The following is a 16,051-nucleotide window of genomic DNA, read 5'->3' on the forward strand; positions in this document are numbered from 1 at the left end:
GCCCAACTTGGGGGCTCCCTCCAACTCCGCGCAAAACACATCGGGCCCCCTGCAAAACTAAACCCCCGCTTACCCCCCGGGGGTTAAACGCCCCGGGGGGGGGGCCCCCGCAAACCCCCCGGGCCCCCGCCGCCCTTTCGCGTCAGGAGGAGCCCAGCAGCCGGGCCGCCCGCACCCGGTGCAGATGGATCAGCACGTCATAGGAGCGGCCGAGCGCGACCGGGTACTCCGTGCCGGGGCCGGGGTAGGCGGTGCCGATGCTCCGGGTCGGCCGGGCCCGGCCCAGCCAGTCGCGGCCGGTGGACGCCACCTTCCGCAGGTCCAGGACGTAGTCGCGGTAGCGCACCCGGTCCAGGGTGCGCTCATTGCTGCCGGGCCGCGCCGGGCCCACGGTGTGGCGTGTCACCTTCCCGTCCGGCCCGGTGGCGTTGAACGAGCCCTGGCCGAAGGTGGTGGCGATGTTCAGATAGCGCTTGCCCAGCCGGTCACGGAGGAACTCTCCCTGCACCTTGGGGTAGTTGTCCGGGTCAAAGGTCTTGTGGGACACATGCGCGTCATGCGCGGAGAGCAGGATCTTGCTGCCGGTGTGCTGGTTCCACCAGAGCACATTGGCGGCCATCACCGAGTCGCGGTACCGCATCGCCGCCGCCACCTGCCGCTGGTCGTCGAAGTCGAAGGCATAGCCCCGGGCCGTCTGGTCGATGGCCGTGGCGTGCTGCACCGCCCACTCATGGGCCGTCCGGCCGGCGGGTCCGGCGGGTGTCTGCCGCTTGAGGAGCGCCAGGGCCTGCCCCGTACGGCGGGCCATCTCCCGGCGCGCGGCCGGCGGCCGCTTCAGATACTCCCGCATATAGGTGCCGGCATCGGTGACGGGCCGCAGGCCCCGGTACAACTCGGTGAAGCGGGGCAGCAGTTCGGGGTGGGCCCGGGCGGCATAGCCGGTCACCTTGTCATAGAGCTCGGGCCCCGCGTAGGCGAAGTCATCACCCATGAACCGCACCGGATCGTCCGGGTGTTGGCGATTGTAGGAGCGCATCCACTCCAGCAGCTCAAGGTATTCCCTGTTGTTCCACCAGGAATAGGATTCCTGGAATTCCTCGCGCATGATCCGCCGTATATCGCCCTTGCCGTGCAGCACATAGTCGTTGAGCCGCTGCCCGGTGCTCCAGCTGTCCTCCAGGGCGAAGGTACGGAAGCCCTGCCGCTCCACCAGATAGCGGAAGACCCGGTGTTTGAGGGTGAAGAACTCATGCGAGCTGTGGGTGGCCTCGCCCAGGCCCACCACCTGGGCGCCGGCCACCATACGGCCGAGCGGGCGGAGATCGGCCAGGTCCCCGGAAGGCTCGGTGGAGCGTAACGGGCGGGCGGCGTGCTCCAGATCGGGAAGGGGCGAAGCCGGCGCGGCGGCGACCAGCGCCCCCAGGGACAGGAGCAGCCCGCCCAGCACGGGAACCATTCGGCGTCGAGGTGTCATACCGCAAGACTTTCCGGTGGCGTGGACGGCCGCCATCCGGTATGCACCCGGGGCCGGGTGGGGGTATCCCCAGCCCTTTCCGGGCGCGGCCATCAGAGGTGTTGTGGCGCTCCCCCGAGGAGGAAAGGCCCTGCACCGGGCAAGGGTGGGGGAGACCCGCGGGCCGCGTCCGCGGATTTCACCGCCCGCTCTTAGCCCGTTGGAGAACCCGCATGACGCGCCGTTACGCCAAACGCCTCAGCGCCCGGCTGGGTGCGAGCGTGCTGTTGTCCCTGCCGGCAATCCTCCCGGCCAGCGGTGCCCCGGCCGCCACCGTCCAGCAGGCCTTCCTGGACGCGGCCGCCGAGTTCCAGGTGCCCCCTCAGGTGCTGCTCGCCCTGAGCTACCAGACCTCCTGGTGGGAGTCCCATACCGGGCAGCCGAGCACCAGCGGCGGGTACGGCCTGCTCCATCTCACCGATGCCACCGCCGCCGCGGATGCCACCGCCGGTGCCGCCGGTGCCGCCGAGGGCACGGCCGGCAGGCCGCCCGGCGAGGCGGACCGGGCCCGGGCGGGCGACGCCTCCCTGCACACCCTGGACGCCGCCGCCAGACTGCTGGGCACCGCCCCGGAGCGGCTGCGCAGCGAGGACCGGGCGAACATCCGGGGCGGCGCCGCACTGCTGGCCCAGTACGAGCAGTCGCTGACCGGCGGCCGGCCCCGCGACCCCGCCCAGTGGTACGGGGCGGTGGCCCGCTACAGCCAGGCGCCCGGCAGGAGCGGCGCCGCCGCCTTCGCCGACGAGGTCTACGCGACCATGCGCCAGGGCGCCCGGCGGGTGCGCTCCGACGGACAGGTGGTGCGGCTGCCCGCCGACCCCAAGACGGCCCCCGACCGCGGCCAGCTGGCCCGGCTCGGCCTGGCCCCGGACGCCGCCCGCACCTACACCGAGTGCCCGGCGGGCGGCGGCTGCCGGTTCGTCCCCGCCGCCGCCACCAACTACCAGAGCGCCAACCGGATCGAGAACGGCATTCCCATCAACTACATCGTCATCCATGATGCCGAGGGCAGCTACAACGGGATGATCGCCACCTTCCAGAACACCGCCGCCCGCACCTCCGCGCACTATGTGGTGCGCTCCTCCGACGGAGCGGTGACCCAGATGGTGGCCACCAAGAACGTGGCCTTCCATAGCGGCAACTACTGGTTCAACCTGCACTCCATCGGCATCGAGCACGAGGGCTTCGCGGCCCAGGGCGCCACCTGGTTCACCCCCACCCAGTACAAGGCCACCGCCGCTCTGGTGCGTTACCTGGCGGAGCGGTACCACCTGCCGCTGGACCGGCAGCACATCATCGGCCATGACAACGTTCCGGGCATCTCCCGGGAGGCCGTCGGCGGCATGCACTGGGACCCGGGCCCCTACTGGGACTGGAACGCCTTTATGGACCTGCTCCAGGCACATGACGACGCTGAACCGGAGCGGGCTGCTCCGGCGGTCGGCTCGGTGGTCACCATCGCGCCCGTCTTCACGGACAACAAACAGACGGTACGGATCTGCCAGCGCCCCCCCAAGCCCGCCAAGACCCACCGCAGAACGGTCAGTTGTGCCAACCAGACACAGCCCGCCAATCTGCTGTTCGTCCGCACCGCGCCCAGCGCTACCGCGCCGCTCTTCCCCGACCCCGCCATCCACTCCGGGGAGAGCACCGGCACCAATGCCATCGAGGACTGGGGGAGCACGGTGGTGGCCGGGCAGCAGTTCGTGGTCGCCGACCGGCAGGGGGACTGGACCGCCATCTGGTTCTCCGGCCGCAAGGCGTGGATCTACAACCCGGGCGGCAAGTACACCCGCGTGGACGGCGCCGCCCGGATCATCCGCCCCCGGGCCGGCGCCACCGCCGTCCCCGTCTACGGCAGCGCCTATCCCCCCGCCGACGCCTACCCCAAGGGCCAGACGCCGTCCGCACAGAACGCCGTCGGGCTGTACACCGTCTCCGCCGGGCAGGGCTATGTGACCACCGCGCCGGCCGCCGAGGCGGACGACTACGCCGCCAAGCAGGGCACCGTGGTGATCGGCAGGAAGCGCTACTACACCGTCCAGCTCAATCACCGGGTGGCCCTGCTCAACGCGGATGACATGGTGGAGTCGGGCAAGGACGAATGACGGCTAACCGGCCGGCGAGGCGCAGGACTTCTCGATGGCGGCCACCAGGATCGAGCAGGCCGTGTCCACCACCTCCGCGCTGACGTTCAGCGGTGGCAGCATCCGCACCACGCAGTCCTCCCGCCCGCCGAGCTCGGTGATCAGACCGTGCCGCAGCGCATGGCTCTGCACCGCCCTGGCCAGCTCGGGCGCCGGCCGGCCGTCCCGGGGGTCGGCCAGTTCGACGCCCCACATCAGGCCCAGGCCGCGCGACTGGCGCACCCAGCGGCAGCCGTCCAGCTCGGCCAGCCGGCGCTCGATCTGGGCGCCGCGCGCCCGGACATTGCCCAGCACGCCCTCCTCGCGGACGATGCGCACCGTCTCCACCCCGGCCGCGAAGGCCAGTTGGTTGCCGCGGAAGGTGCCGGTGTGCGCGCCCGGCGCCCAGACGTCCAGCCGCCGGTCGTAGAGGATCAGGGCCACCGGGGTGCCGATGCCGCTCAGCGCCTTGGACGCCACGATCACATCCGGCTCGATACCGTACTGCTCGAAGGCGAACCAGCTGCCGGTGCGCCCGCAGCCGGTCTGCACCTCGTCGACCACCAGCGGAATGTCCAGCTCGCGGGTCAACTCCCGGACCCGGGTGACGAATTCCCGGCGGGCCGGGATGACGCCGCCCTCACCCTGGACCAGTTCCAGCACCACCGCGGCCGGCAGGGACACCCCGCCGTTGCCGTCGCGCAGTGAACGCTCCAGAAAGGCCACGCAGTTGGTCTCGCAGCTGTCCGGCGACAGCGCCAGCGGGCAGCGGCCGCAGTAGGAGTACGGAAAGAAGTGCACCCCCGGCATGCCATTGGGCACCGGCTGTTTCTGGGCGACCAGCCCGGTGAGCGCCATGGCGGCATGGCTGCTGCCATGGAAGGCGCCCTGGAAGGCGATCACCTCCCCGCGGCCGGTGGCCGTCTTGCACAGCTTCACCGCCGCGTCCACCGCGTTGGCACCGGTGGGCCCGCACAGGTGCACCTTCATCCGGTCCCGCAGGGCGGCCGGCAGCATCGACAACTGGGCCTCGACAAAGGCGTCCTTGACCGGGGTGGGGAAGTCCAGGCCATGGGTGAGCCGGGCGGCCTGCCGGGTCACGGCAGCCACCAGGTCCGGGTGGCCATGGCCCAGGGAGAGCACCCCCGCCCCGGCGAGGAAGTCGATGAACACATTGCCGTCCAGGTCCCTCACCCAGGGCCCGTTCCCCTCGGCCAGCGCGATCGGCAGCCGGCGGGGGTAGGTACGGGCGTTGGACTCCCGGTGCCGCTGGCGGGCCAGCAGCTCGGCCGAGCGCGGACCGGGCAGATCCCCGTGCACCCGGGGCCCGTTCCAGGCGGTGACATCCGTTGCCGTCATGAGGACTCCCTTGCTGTGGTGAGGTGGCGGGCGCCGCCGGATGGGCACGGCCGGGCCGGAATGCCGCGCCAGGCGGTGCCGGAGGGCAGGTTCTCGCCCTTCATGACCAGGGAGAGCGCGTCCAGCACGGCACCGGCGCCCACCCGGGCGTCGTACAGCACCACACAGCGCGCGCCCACCGAACTGCCCGGATCCACCCGGACCGTGGACATCTTCATCACCCGGTCCTCGAACAGATGGGTCTGCAGCGAGGTGGCCTCGCCCACGGCGGCGTCATCGCCGATGGTCACCAGGTCGAACTCGGTGACAAAGGTGGTGTCGATCCAGCACCGCCGCCCCACGCGGACCCCGAACAGCCGCAGCACCGGGGCGATCCAGGGCGTTCCGGTGAGCAGGCCCACCAGTGAGGGCACCACCAGGTTCTCGTAGAGCCCGGTGATCAGCTCGGTGCGGCGGACCCAGATGCTCCACAACGGTTCGGTACGCGGCCGGTAGCGGCCGATCACCAGCCACTTGAGCGCCGCCACCACCAGGGTGCAGGCCAGCCCGGAGGCCAGCAGCAGGGCGGGGGAAAGAGCGAGCAGGGCGGTCGGCGACAGCCGCCGGGCCAGCGCCACCATGCTGTACAGCAGGGCCAGCAGGCCCAGTCCGCCGATGGTGGCGGGCAGGGTGACCCGCAGATACTCGATGGCCAGCCGGGCCGCGATCAGCCCCTTGGTGGGGGCGAAGGTGTACTTGGCCGGGAAGCTCCGGCTGGCCTCCCGCCGCGGCAGGAACAGCGCGGGCGAGCCCAGCCAGGTGGTCTCCGGCTCGATGGGGCCGTCCGGGGCCAGCGAGTGCACCCCCAGCAGACTGCGGTCGCCCAGCCGCGAACCCCCGGGCACCAGCGCGCCGTTGCCGACGAAGGCACGGTCGCCCACGGTGGCGGGGGCCAGCGCGATCCGGCCGCGGTGGAAGACGGCCGGGGCGACCACGGCGATGTCGGCGACAAAGCTGCGCTCACCGATCTCCAGCAGGTCGGGGTCGACAAAGCTGACCGTCGCCACCTCCGCCCAGCGGCCGGTGCGGGCCCCCAACGCCCTGAGGAACGGCACCAGATACAAGGTGGAGTACAGGGAGTGGGTGAGGGTCAGGCTGAGCGTCATCATGCCGTCGGCGATCCACTTGGCGGCGCCGAACGGGCTGCGCTCGGGATGGATGCCGATACGGGCCCGGGGCAGCAGGCCGCGTTTGACGGCCAGCACCAGCAGGCAGGTAGTCAGCGGAACCAGCGGCCCGGAGACGGCCAGCGAGGCCAGGGCCCACAGCGGTCCGCCCCGGGCGGCCGCCCAGCCGGTGAGCACCGCGCCCGGTGCCACCACCAGCAGCGGCGCCAGGACCATCAGCAGCACCCCCAGGCCGTAGCAGGCCAGCACCCGCCCGGGCCAGGCCCGTTGGCCGGCGGTGGCCTCCAGCTCGGCGATCAGCGCCGGCTTCCCGCCCTGTGGCGTGGCGGGTGATCCGGCCCAGTAGGCGCCGTCCGGAACGCTCTGGCCGGCGGGCACCAGGGACTGGGCGCCCACCACCGCGTCCCTGCCCAGCCGGGCTCCCGGCAGCAGCATGCTGTTGGTGCCCAGGCAGCTGCCCGGACCCAGGACGACCGGCGCCAGCCGCAGCCAGCCGCCCTCGACCGCGAAGGGCTGCACCCGTGCGCCGTAGCCGACGCTGCAGCCGTCACCGTAGGACACCAGCGCGGGCACCGCGGGCACGGTGGCCAGGTGACAGCCATGGCCCACCTCGGCCCCGAGCAGCCGCAGAAAGGGCGCCAGCAGCGGGGAACCGGCCAGCGCCGCGGCCGGGGACAGGCCCAGCACCTTGCCGTGCAGCCAGAACCGCAGATGCGTCCGGCCCCACAGCGGATACCAGCCGGTGCGGACCCGGCCCATCAGCAGCCGGGCCGCCGCCACCGGCAGCGCCACCACGTCCACGGCCAGCCAGACCAGGTCCAGGGGGATGAACCGCGCCCAGCTCAGATGCGCCAGCGCGGCCAGGACGCCCGGGCCGCTGGTGCCCTGCGCGGGCAGGCCCACGGTGGTGCACAGCCGGTAGAACAGCACCAGCACCGGCAGGCTGAGCAACATCAACCAGCCGTAGAGCAGGGCGAGTTGGGCCAGTCCGAAGACCCGCACCCGGGCGGTGGAATGGCGCCGGGGCGGCGGCACCGGTACCGCCGGGCGCTGCCCGGCGGGCTCCCGGTCCTGCTCCAGCCGGGCGGCCAGGGTGCGGATGGTGGGATGGGCGTAGAGGTCGCCCATGGCCACCCCGCGCAGCTCCGGTTCCTGGCGCAGCCGGGAGACCAGCCGGGCCGCCGCCATGGAGTGGCCGCCCAGGTCACAGAAGAAGTCGTCGTCCACCGAGATCCCACCACCGCCCAGGATCTCCCGCCAGGCGGTGGCCAGTTGGTGCTCCAGCGCGGTGCGCGGGGCGACCGGCTCGGTACGGCGGCGGCCGAAGGGTGGCGAGACGGGCGCGGGCAGCCGGGTGCGGTCCACCTTGTCGGCGGCCAGCAGCGGCAGTTCGTCCAGGATCTCCACAAAGGCGGGGATCATATAGTCCGGCAGCCGGTGGCGCAGCGCGGAGTGCAGCCGGCCGCGCAGCTGCTCCGTGTCCTGGCGGCCGTGTCCGGCGGCGAGGGTGAGATAGCCGACGAGGTCCTGGGCGGACCCGTTCACCTGGCGGGGCACCACCACGGCGTTCTCCACCGCCGGGTCCGCGCGCAGCAGTTGCTCGATCTCGGCGCACTCAATGCGATAGCCGCGGATCTTGACCTGGGTGTCGGCCCGGCCCAGGTACTCGATCTCTCCGGCCGGGGTGATCCGGCCCAGGTCTCCGGTGCGGTAGAGGCGGGGAACGGTGGCACGTTCGGCGGCCACCGGGTTGGCTATGAAGCGCTCGGCGGTCAGTTCGGGCCGGTTGAGATAGCCGATGGCCACGCCCGGGCCGCCAACACAGATCTCGCCCTCGCCGCCCTCCGGGACCGGCCGCAGCCGCTCGTCCAGGATGCTGATCCGGTAGCCGGCCAGCGGGCGGCCGATGGTGACCGGCCGGTCCGGCCGCAGTTCCGCGCAGGTGGCGGTGACGGTGGACTCGGTCGGCCCGTAGGCGTTGAGGATCCGCCGTCCCCGGCGCGACCAGCGGCGCACCAGATCCGGCGGGCACGCCTCGCCGCTGACCAACAGGGCACGCAGCGCCGGCAGTTCACCCTCAATGGTGGTGAGCAGGGTGGGCACACAGCACAGTACGGTGATGGCGTGCCGGGCCAGGAACTCGGTGAGCCCCTGCCCCACCCGGCGGTCGTCGCCCGGGCCGGCGTAGAGCGTCGCCCCGGCGATCCAGGCGGGCCAGATCTCCTCCAGGCAGAAGTCGAAGGCCAGCGAGAGCCCCTGGTAGACGCGGTCCTGCCGGTGCACCTGGTAGACCGGGACGGCCGCTTGGAGGAAGCTGACGATATTGGCGTGGCTGACCACCACCCCCTTGGGCCGGCCGGTGGTGCCCGAGGTGTAGATGACATAGCAGGGGGCGGCGGGGTCGCGCAGCGGGCGCAGCCGGCCGTCGGGCCGGCCGGCCGGCCCCCCTGCCGGCAGGTCGAGTTCGAGCACCGGGCAGCCCGCGTCCCGGGTCCGCTCACGGTGGGCGGAGGTGGTCAGCAGCTCGCTGAGCTCGGCGTCCTGGGCGATATAGCGCACCCGCTCGGCCGGGAAGGAAGGGTCCAGGGGCACATAGGCCGCACCGGCCTTGAGGACCGCGAGCAGGCCGGCATAGAGGTGCGCGGACCGGTCCAGCAGGATCCCCACCGTGCTGCCCTCGCCGATGCCGTGCTCCTTGAGCAGATGCGCCAGCCGGTTGGCGCGCCGGTCCAGCTCCGCGTAGGTAAGCCGTTCGTCCGCGCAGACCACCGCCAGGGCATGGGGAGTTCGGTCGCAGGTCCGCTCGAAGAATTCGGGAAGAAATCGTACGGGCGATTGCGCGCTTTCCTGTTCGGCTCTGGTGGCTTTCTCCTCCTGTCGCGGGGCCGGGCGTTCCGGAGTCGCTTTGGTGTAAGGCACTTACCCCCCTTGGGAATGGGGAATCGGGGTAGGGGATGTCGCCGGGCCGCGGACTTTGCCATGCGGGAGTCCGTGACGCGGGTGCGAGGAAGTTAGGCGGGTTGGGGGTATGGCCGATAGCGGAATTCCGGCCAAGGGGATTCCTGTGGAAGGGGTCCTGGTCGTTGGCCGGCGGTGGGACGGAAGTGGTTCAAGGGGGCCGGTGTGTTGCCCGACCTGCGCGAACGGGTGAATGCTTCCCAGAGGTTGACGATTAAAGGGGAGAAAGCGACCTCAACTGGCGAGCGTATACCGGCCAGTTCTCACCGAGCACCCGGCCGACCGGGCAAAGAATGCGTACCGGCCCCGGCCGCTGCCGTAAATACCGCATCAAAAACAGGTCGGTGAAGTGCCCGGAAGGTAATCGGGCACCGCGCGGCGGATGTTGTCGGCCGGGCGACGGCAGCGGTCCGCGCTCAGCGGGTTGGCTCTCGGGCGGCGTCATGCCCGAACACCCGGACGTCGCCGGCCGGTACGGGCAGCAGGGTGGTGATCGCGCGCAGTGTGGTGGTCCTGCCGGCGCCGTTGGGCTCAGGAGGCCGAAGACCTCGCCCGGGGCACCCGTCAGATCCAGGCCGTCGACGGCCCAGTGACCGCCGAAGGAGTAGCGCAGGCCGGTGCATTCCACGGCAGGGCTCTCGGCGCCTTCCGCACGATGAGCGATGGTCGCGGTGCCTCCTCGGTGTCACGCAGCGACATCGGGCGGGGTCATAGCCGGATTTCAGCTCCGTAGCAGAGCTGTTGATTCACGCAGGCCACCCGTGCCGCCGGGGTGGCCCACAAGTTCCGGCAGGGGTTCGGCCCTCACCCGGCCAGGAAGCCCAGGATGTCGGCGTTGAGCCGGTCCCGGTGGGTGAAGTACAGCCCGTGCGCGGCCCCTTGGTACTCCATATAGCGGCAGCCCGGGATGAGCCGGGCGGTGCGGCGCCCGGTGAACTCCACGGGGGCGCTCATGTCCGCGTCGCCGTGGACCACCAAGGCGGGCACGCCCAGCTTGGACAGCTCCTCCTCATGCGCGGCCCCGAAGTTGGTGCGGGTCACCTCCAGCGATGCCATGGGCGATGTGCTCAGGATCTGCCGGATGGTCTCCTCGACATACGCGGGGGCGACCTCATTGCCCAGATGGGCGGCGAAGTACGGAGCGGCGTTGTCCACCAGCCACTTGACCCGGTCCCGGCGCTGTGCGTCCAGCACCGCCGCACCGGCGGCCGCCGGCAGTCCGTCGGGATTGGCCGGACCGCGCCGTAGCGAGGGCAGGGTGGACGCCACCAGGACGATCCGGGCGACCCGCTCCTCCCCATGGCGGGACAGACAGTGGGCCACCTCATGGCCGCCGAAGGAATGGGCGATCAACACCGCCTCGCGCAGGTCGAGCTGCTCCAGCAGCGCGGCGAGGTCATCGCCCAGGGTGTCCATGTCGTACCCGGCCGAGGCGCGCTCCGAGCGGCCATGACCGCGCCGGTCCAGCAGGACGCAGCGATAGCCCTGCTCCACAAAGAACGGAACCTGGTACTCCCACATATCGGCGTGGAGCGCCCAGCCGGCGACAAACACCAGCGGGGTGCCGGAGCCGTAGTCCTCGTAGGCCAGGCGGGTTCCATCAGCGGTCTGTACGAAGGGCATGGTGTCCTCTTCCCCGAGTTCCCTTGGTTTTCCGGGGGTTGGGCACCGCCCGGTGACCCATACTCTGCCGATCCGTGGTGGCCGGGGTCGATTACCTCTGACGTCACGCGCGCGAAGGTCACCGCCGACTTGGACCCGACGGCCAACGGCTATACGCTCCGGCAGCTCAGGCGCCGATCGTGAGACGAGGGCTGGGATGAACGGCAAGGACGGAGTGACGGGCGGCTGGCGGCGGCTGTCCCGGGAGACGGTGTACCAGGACCCGGGGCTGCTGCTGCACCGGGACCGGGTGACCCGGCCGGACGGCGCGACCGGCGACTTCCGGGTGCTGGACGTTCCCGACGGCGCACTGACCGTCGCCGTGGACCAGGCAGGGCGGATCGCCCTGGTCCGCTATGGCACCTATCTGCACGACGAGATGCTGACCCCGCCCGGCGGCCGGGTGGAGCCCGGGGAGAGCCCCGAGGCCGCGGCGCGGCGGGAACTGGCCGAGGAGGCCGGCATCACGGCGGCGTCCTGGCGCCGGCTGGGCACGGTGGCGCTGATGACCAACAGCACCTCCCGGCTGCATATGTACCTGGCCACCGGCCTGACCCTGGGGGAGCAGCGGCTGTCGGGCACGGAGACCGGCATGAAGCTGGAGTGGTGGGAGCTGCCGGACGCCGTAGGGGCGGCGCTGGACGGGCGGATGCGGCTGTCGGGAGCGGCGCTGGCGGTACTGATGTACGCGAGCGGGGCCACCGGTTCCGCTTAGCTCCCGGGCCTCGGGTACGGTGCTGCCCCCGAGCCGGTGATCATGAAGCGTGGCCCACGCGACGGCCCGGGACGAGTGCCAGGAGGACACCTTGCTTTCATCCGGTCTGCGGGTCGCGGCAGCGGCCGCCTGCGGTGTGGTGCTGGTCTGCACCTCGGCGACCGGCGCCGATGCGGCGCCGGCCACCGTGCGGGACGGGGACGCCCGGATCACGGCGGCGCTTGCACAGTTGCGCGCCGCCGGCATGACTGAGGGCGGGGGCACCGGAAGCCTCGCCCCGGCCGCGCTGGCCGCCCAGCTGCGGGCCGGCCTGAAGAAGGCGCCCCAGGGCGCCGGCGCGGCGGCGGGGGGCTACAACCTGCCCAAGTGCCAGGGAATGTACAGGCAGGCCGCCGCGGACATCACCTTCCAGGAGTCGGCCCGGGGCGGTATCGCCTGGAAGGTCGCCCTGACCAAGGCCAACGCGAAGCTGGGCGTGGTCAACTTCAAGACCCAGATCTTCGCGGAGGGAGTCGAGGTGAACGTCTCCCCGCAGAAGCGCAAGGAGAAGTGGAACTACAACTTCCACGATGTGGTGGCCCGGTCCTTCAAGGAGAAGGACGGTGGCCGCAAGGTCACCATCCCGCAGGGGGCCTGGATGTCCTTCTTCTGGACCTGGAAGTCGGCAGCCAACCTCAACAACGGAGGGTATCGGTTCGCCAACTGTGCGTTCCAGCCGTAGCGGTGTCGGGCCCGCCCCATGGGCGGGTCCGGAGTAGCGGTTGGTGGGCGGTGGGTGAGTTCGGGGGGTGTGGGGTGTGAGCCCGACCATGAGACCTGGGTCACTTACGAGTCTCTTTAGTGATAACCGAACCCTGGGATGGGCGAGTTGGCGGGGTGTGGCCGGGTTTCAGCATGAGGTTTGGTCGTAGGTCACACCCTTTGCCAGGGGGTTTTTGCGTCGCTAAGACTGGTCGGGTCGCACGGCGCCGGTCGTCGATCGAGACGAAGCGCTGCGGCGCACTCCCCCGACTGGAAGGTTCAGCTCACTTATGCGTTCTGGCTATACCCACCTGACCAAGGCCCACAAGTTCGCTGTTGCCGGTATTGCCACGGCTGGTGCCGCTGCCCTGTCGCTGGGTGTGGCGGGTACCGCTTCGGCTGCTGAGTCCTCCTCGGTCAAGCCGGTGGCGTGGAACGCGCAGACCTTCGCCGGTGCGGGCCAGGCCGAGCTGGCCAAGGTGTCGGACACTGCCGCTGCCCAGGCCAAGGCCGAGGCCGCCACGGTCAAGACCACCGCCGCCAAGAAGCAGGCTGAAACCAAGGCCAAGGCCGCCGACAAGGCCAAGGCCGCCAAGGAGCGCGCTGCCAAGAGCGCTGCCGCCAGCCGTTCCGAGGCCCGCAAGCCCATCGCCGCCGCCCCGGCCCCGGCCGCCCCGGCCGCTCCGGCGCCGAAGGCGTACGCCGACAACCTGGATGGCTGGATCAACCAGGCGCTGGACATCATGCACGCCAAGGGCATCCCCGGCTCCTACGACGGCGTCAAGCGCAACATCATGCGTGAGTCGACGGGTAACCCGCAGGCGATCAACGACTGGGACGTCAATGCCCAGGCCGGTATCCCGTCGAAGGGTCTGCTGCAGATCATCGACCCGACGTTCAAGGAGTTCCACGTCGACGGCACCTCGTGGGACATCTACGACCCGGTCGCCAACATCGTGGCCTCCTGCAACTATGCGGCCAAGACCTATGGCTCCATGGACAACGTCAACTCCGCCTACTGATCAGTAGTAGTAGCAGTACGCCAAGAGGGCGGCGGCACCCGGCACACCAGCCGGGGCCGCCGCCCTCTCCGCTGCCCGGCGGAGGTGGCTCAGATGCGGTCGGCGGCGATGAGCAGATAGTGGAAGCTGCCCTCGCGGTAGGCGGTCAGGAAGGGCTCCTCGACGCCGGTGGCGACGGAGGACTTGGCCCGTAGCTCCCAGTAGGGGATGGTGGCAGCCGTCAGGTCGACGACATTGATGGGCACTAGGCCGTTGGCGGCCATGGCCTTGAAGTAGGCGCTGCGCGGGTGGATGTTGCAGGTGTAGTGCTCGTCGATACGGCTGACCGCCTTGGAGCGGCCGCCGGTGACATCGTTGGAGCAGCCGGTGATCACCACATAGCGGCCGCCGAAGGCGAGTTGGCGGGCGTGTTCGGCGAAGAGGTCGAAGAGGTCCACATACATGGTGGACTCGTTGTTCCAGATGCCCTGGAAGGCGGCGGTGGGCAGGGCGGTGTCGAGCATATTGCGGAAGTGGTAGCGGACCTGGTCCTCCACGCCCCGCTTGGCGGCCTGGGCATTGGCGAACTCCACCTGGGCTTCCGAGATGGACACACCGTCCACCTGGCAGCCGAAGCGGGCGTTGGCCATGATGCTGGTGCCGCCGCGGCCGCAGCCGGCGTCCAGGAGGCGGTGGGCGGGCTGGATGGAGCCCAGGTGGTCCAGGAGGACATCGGCCTGTGCGGATTCCAGGCGGTGCAGTTCCTCGATGATGCGGGCGTCGCGGGACTCCTCGGGGCCTTCGAGCACCGAGGGGTCGTAGTCGCCAATGCCGTAGTGGTGGTGGAACAGGCCGTCGACCTCGCCCAGGCGCAGATTGACCGGGTCCTTCTCGTTGTTCCAGTAGTCGGCGACCGCCTTCTGGTAGGCGGTGCGCAGGACATGGGCGGGGGCGTCCGGGGTGATGGTCATGGTGGGCTCCTTACGGCGTGCCGGTGGTTCCTTCCAGGACGTTCGCGGTGCTCAGACGCGGCGCGCTGCCGTAACAGACGACACCCGCGGGACAGGGGGACGGCTCAGGCGTCGGGAACGCGGGCGATCTCGACGTTCTCCAGGACGCCGAGCGCGTCGGGGACCAGTACGGCCGCCGAGTAGTAGGTGCTGACCAGGTAGGAGATGACGGCCTGGTCGTTGATGCCCATGAACCGTACATTCAGGCCGGGTTCGTACTCGTCCGGGATGCCGGTCTGCCGCAGCCCGACCACTCCCTCGATGTCCTCGCCGGTGCGCATCGCCAGGATCGAGGTGGTGCCCTGTGCGGAGACCGGCAGCTTGCCCAGCGGGAAGACCGGCACGCCGCGCCAGGCGGGCAGGCGATGGCCGTTGACATCCGCGTCGCCGAAGTAGAGGCCGCGCCGGTTGCACTCCCGGCCGAAGGCGGCAATCGCCTTGGGGTGCGCGAAGATCGCCTTGGTCTGGCGGCGCATGCTCAGCAGCTCGTCGAAGTCGTCCGGGGTGGGCGGACCGGAGAGGGTGGAAATCCGCTGACCGTGGTCGGCGTTGTGCAGCAGCCCGAACTCACGGTTGTTGACCAGCTCGTACTCCTGGCGCTCACGCAGCGCCTCAATGGTCAGCCGCAGCTGCTGCTCCACCTGGTTCATCGGGTCGTTGTAGAGGTCGGCGACCCGGGTATGCACCCGCAGGACCGTCTGCGCCACACTCAACGCGTACTCACGCGGCTCGAGTTCATAGTCGACGAAGGTGCCGGGCAGGGCGGGTTCCCCGGCGTGGCCGGAGGCCAGCGCGATATCGGCCTCGCCGCGCTTGTTCTGCGGGAGCTCCCTCTCGGCCTGGCGCCGCCGCACATGCTCGCGCAGCCGCTCGCTCCGCCCGGCCGCCTCCTCATAGGCCCGCCGGGGCAGTACCAGGACCGTGCACGCGGTCATCGCCCGCGCCGTGAACTCCCAGGTGCCGGGCTCCTCCGAGACCACCTGACCGCCGAAGAACCCGCCATCGGCGAGCACCCCCAGCCGTGACTCGTCCCCGTACTTCCCGGTGCCGACCTTCTCCACCTTGCCGTGTGCGATCAGGACGACCTGGTCCGCCGGCTGCCCGGCCTGTGCGAGGAGCTGGCCCGGCTCGTACTCCCGCTGCTCGAACCGCCCCGCCAGCGCCCGCAGCACCTCCGGGTCGTCGAACCCGCGCAGCAGCGGTAGTTCGCCCAGCTCGGCCGGTACGACCGTGACCTGGACCCCCTCCTGGACAAAAGTCACCCGGCCGTCGCCGACCGTATAGGCCAGCCGCCGGTTGACCCGGTAGGTACCACCGCCGACCTCCGCCCAGGGCAGCATCCGCAGCAGCCAGCGCGAGCTGATGCCCTGCATCTGCGGCACGGTCTTGGTGGTGGTGGCCAGATTCCGCGCAGCGGCGATCCCAAGGCTCAACTGCGCCCGGCCCGCGTCCCCTTCACCCTGCTCCGGTTGATCCTGCGTCACTGCGGTCGTCATTACGGTTCCCTTCCAAAGGAGTTGGGGAGCGCATGTCGTGCGCATTTCGGCAGCTGGCCGGTCCTGCCGCAGGAGCTGCGCACCGGCAAGTCAAGCAGCGGGCAACGAAGTTGGGCGAGAGCGGCCTTGGGCGGCCGGAATGCGATTGGCGCGTTTTGCGCCACCGTCCGCGCTGGACGGACGCCATGCTCAGCCCTCGCCGACACCCGTCAGGAGCGGAGGCCGTCGCTCCCCAGGACGGCCGGAATCGAGCGAACTGACCCATGTCATCCGACTTCATGAGCGAATGCCGTGGGTGGGCGGC

General features: G+C 70.7%; 10 protein-coding genes and 1 pseudogene. 4 read left to right on the plus strand and 7 right to left on the minus strand.

Annotated elements, in window-relative coordinates; translation table 11 throughout:
* Positions 1-142: 142 nt before the first annotated feature.
* The gene (locus ACIHFE_RS31105; RefSeq protein ID WP_400111903.1) at positions 143-1,474 is read right to left on the minus strand and encodes an erythromycin esterase family protein; all 1,332 of its coding nucleotides are present in this window, start codon (positions 1,472-1,474) and stop codon (positions 143-145) included.
* A gap of 212 nt (positions 1,475-1,686) precedes the next feature.
* Here ACIHFE_RS31105 and ACIHFE_RS31110 point away from each other — a divergent pair, with 212 nt between their 5' ends.
* Entirely contained in the window at positions 1,687-3,621 is a 1,935-nt protein-coding gene (locus ACIHFE_RS31110) for an N-acetylmuramoyl-L-alanine amidase (protein ID WP_400111905.1), read from the plus strand.
* A 3-nt stretch (positions 3,622-3,624) separates the two neighbouring features.
* On the opposite strand, the gene ACIHFE_RS31115 is transcribed toward ACIHFE_RS31110, so the two are convergent.
* From ACIHFE_RS31115 to ACIHFE_RS31130, 4 genes and pseudogenes are all read right to left on the minus strand, one after another.
* On the minus strand, positions 3,625-4,998 hold the full coding sequence (locus tag ACIHFE_RS31115; protein ID WP_400111907.1) for an aspartate aminotransferase family protein: 1,374 nt from the start codon (positions 4,996-4,998) through the stop codon (positions 3,625-3,627).
* Positions 4,995-9,083 (minus strand): Pls/PosA family non-ribosomal peptide synthetase, encoded by a 4,089-nt coding sequence (locus tag ACIHFE_RS31120; RefSeq protein ID WP_400111909.1) that lies wholly within the window; start codon positions 9,081-9,083, stop codon positions 4,995-4,997. Before ACIHFE_RS31120 ends, ACIHFE_RS31115 begins: the two co-directional genes overlap by 4 nt.
* Positions 9,084-9,550: 467 nt before the next feature.
* A pseudogene (locus ACIHFE_RS31125) lies at positions 9,551-9,786 on the minus strand (ATP-binding cassette domain-containing protein); the annotation flags it as partial.
* Between the two features lie 140 nt (positions 9,787-9,926).
* Positions 9,927-10,745 (minus strand): alpha/beta fold hydrolase, encoded by an 819-nt coding sequence (locus ACIHFE_RS31130; RefSeq protein WP_400111911.1) that lies wholly within the window; start codon positions 10,743-10,745, stop codon positions 9,927-9,929.
* Between the two features lie 196 nt (positions 10,746-10,941).
* Here ACIHFE_RS31130 and ACIHFE_RS31135 point away from each other — a divergent pair, with 196 nt between their 5' ends.
* The 3 genes from ACIHFE_RS31135 to ACIHFE_RS31145 all read left to right on the plus strand — a co-directional run bounded on the left by ACIHFE_RS31135 (position 10,942) and on the right by ACIHFE_RS31145 (position 13,262).
* Positions 10,942-11,499 carry an NUDIX domain-containing protein gene (locus ACIHFE_RS31135; RefSeq protein WP_400111913.1) on the plus strand — a complete coding sequence of 186 codons (558 nt, stop codon included), beginning with the start codon at positions 10,942-10,944 and terminating at the stop codon, positions 11,497-11,499.
* A 49-nt stretch (positions 11,500-11,548) separates the two neighbouring features.
* Positions 11,549-12,220 (plus strand): hypothetical protein, encoded by a 672-nt coding sequence (locus ACIHFE_RS31140; RefSeq protein WP_400111914.1) that lies wholly within the window; start codon positions 11,549-11,551, stop codon positions 12,218-12,220.
* Positions 12,221-12,530: 310 nt separating this feature from the next.
* Positions 12,531-13,262, plus strand: coding sequence for a transglycosylase SLT domain-containing protein (locus tag ACIHFE_RS31145; RefSeq protein WP_400111916.1), 732 nt, complete (start codon positions 12,531-12,533; stop codon positions 13,260-13,262).
* Positions 13,263-13,351: 89 nt separating this feature from the next.
* Here ACIHFE_RS31145 and ACIHFE_RS31150 read toward each other — a convergent pair whose 3' ends face one another.
* Positions 13,352-14,212: a geranyl diphosphate 2-C-methyltransferase gene (locus ACIHFE_RS31150; protein ID WP_400111918.1), complete on the minus strand. Its 861-nt coding sequence runs from the start codon at positions 14,210-14,212 to the stop codon at positions 13,352-13,354.
* 104 nt (positions 14,213-14,316) lie between these two features.
* The gene (locus tag ACIHFE_RS31155) at positions 14,317-15,747 is read right to left on the minus strand and encodes a family 2B encapsulin nanocompartment shell protein (RefSeq protein WP_400111920.1); all 1,431 of its coding nucleotides are present in this window, start codon (positions 15,745-15,747) and stop codon (positions 14,317-14,319) included.
* Between the last annotated feature and the right edge of the window lie 304 nt (positions 15,748-16,051).

The sequence above is a fragment of the Streptomyces sp. NPDC052396 genome, assembly GCF_044593195.1.
In the GTDB taxonomy this organism is placed as follows: domain Bacteria; phylum Actinomycetota; class Actinomycetes; order Streptomycetales; family Streptomycetaceae; genus Streptomyces.

What these genes read in the sequence shown, in the direction of transcription:
- ACIHFE_RS31130 (WP_400111911.1), bottom strand. Translation starts at nt 10,745, where the DNA reads ATGCCCTTCGTACAGACCGCTGATGGAACCCGCCTGGCCTACGAGGAC.
- ACIHFE_RS31135 (WP_400111913.1), top strand. Translation starts at nt 10,942, where the DNA reads ATGAACGGCAAGGACGGAGTGACGGGCGGCTGGCGGCGGCTGTCCCGG.
- ACIHFE_RS31150 (WP_400111918.1), bottom strand. Translation starts at nt 14,212, where the DNA reads ATGACCATCACCCCGGACGCCCCCGCCCATGTCCTGCGCACCGCCTAC.
- ACIHFE_RS31110 (WP_400111905.1), top strand. Translation starts at nt 1,687, where the DNA reads ATGACGCGCCGTTACGCCAAACGCCTCAGCGCCCGGCTGGGTGCGAGC.
- ACIHFE_RS31155 (WP_400111920.1), bottom strand. Translation starts at nt 15,747, where the DNA reads ATGACGACCGCAGTGACGCAGGATCAACCGGAGCAGGGTGAAGGGGAC.
- ACIHFE_RS31115 (WP_400111907.1), bottom strand. Translation starts at nt 4,998, where the DNA reads ATGACGGCAACGGATGTCACCGCCTGGAACGGGCCCCGGGTGCACGGG.
- ACIHFE_RS31145 (WP_400111916.1), top strand. Translation starts at nt 12,531, where the DNA reads ATGCGTTCTGGCTATACCCACCTGACCAAGGCCCACAAGTTCGCTGTT.
- ACIHFE_RS31105 (WP_400111903.1), bottom strand. Translation starts at nt 1,474, where the DNA reads ATGACACCTCGACGCCGAATGGTTCCCGTGCTGGGCGGGCTGCTCCTG.